This is a genomic window from Streptomyces sp. NPDC002742 (assembly GCF_042888885.1).
Taxonomy (GTDB): Bacteria; Actinomycetota; Actinomycetes; order Streptomycetales; family Streptomycetaceae; genus Streptomyces.
This window is the reverse complement of sequence record NZ_JBIAQF010000081.1, coordinates 1-1238: the sequence shown is the minus strand read 5'-3', so window position 1 is coordinate 1238 and position 1238 is coordinate 1. Positions and strand designations below refer to the sequence as shown.

The 1238-nt window shown below is 72.7% G+C and carries 1 protein-coding gene; it reads right to left on the bottom strand.

The genetic code is table 11. The annotated features are described in order from the left end of the window. Positions 1-1238: ATP-grasp domain-containing protein (locus ACFYW8_RS44570; RefSeq protein WP_389093931.1), on the bottom strand; the 1238-nt coding region annotated here is incomplete at both ends.

Sequence of the window (1238 nt, the reverse complement as noted above, 5' to 3'; positions counted from 1 at the left end):
AGGGTGTCGCCGGAGGCGGCGGGGCCGGACTTCTTGGCGGCGCGGCGTTTGGGCTTGGCGCCGGCGGCCAGGCCGGTGCGGGCCAGCGACATGCCCAGCGAGACGGGCAGCGAGACCTCCAGGCGCTTGCCGCCGACCTCGACGACGACCGTCTCGCGGCCGGGCTCGTCGTCGGTCTCGGCGTCGGCCGGGGCGGTGAACGGCTTGATCTCGTTGACGAACTCGGTCTCGATCCAGCGGGTGTGGACCGTGAACGGGTCGGTGGAGCCGGTCAGCTCGGGGGCGAACGCCGGATCGGTGACCACCGCGTGGTGGAAGGGGATCGCGGTGGCCATGCCCTCCACCTGGAACTCGGCCAGCGCGCGGGCGGCCCGCTGCAGGGCCTGCTCGCGGGTCGCGCCGGTGACGATCAGCTTGGCGAGCAGGGAGTCCCAGGCCGGGCCGATCACGGAGCCGGACTCGACGCCCGCGTCGAGGCGGATGCCGGGGCCCGAGGGCGGTGCGAAGACGGTGACGGTGCCGGGGGCGGGCAGGAAGCCGCGGCCGGGGTCCTCGCCGTTGATGCGGAACTCGATGGAGTGGCCGCGCAGTTCGGGATCGCCGTAGCCCAGTTCCTCACCGTCGGCGATGCGGAACATCTCGCGGACCAGGTCGATGCCGGCGACCTCCTCGGTGACCGGGTGCTCGACCTGCAGACGGGTGTTGACCTCCAGGAAGGAGATCGTGCCGTCCGTGCCGACCAGGAACTCCACGGTCCCGGCGCCGACGTAGCCGGCCTCCTTCAGGATCGCCTTGGACGACGCGTACAGCTCCTGCACCTGCGCCTGGGAGAGGAACGGCGCGGGGGCCTCCTCGACCAGCTTCTGGTGGCGGCGCTGCAGCGAGCAGTCACGCGTGGAGACCACGACCACATTGCCGTGGGAGTCGGCCAGGCACTGCGTCTCCACGTGCCGGGGCTTGTCGAGGTAGCGCTCCACGAAGCACTCACCGCGCCCGAAGGCCGCGACCGCCTCACGCACCGCCGACTCGTACAGCTCCGGCACCTCCTCCAGCGTCCGGGCGACCTTCAGACCACGCCCGCCGCCACCGAAGGCGGCCTTGATCGCGATCGGCAGACCGTGCTGCTCGGCGAACGCGACGACCTCGTCCGCACCCGAGACCGGGTCCGGGGTGCCCGCGACGAGCGGCGCGCCCGCGCGCTGCGCGATGTGCCGGGCGGCGACCTTGTCACCCAGGTC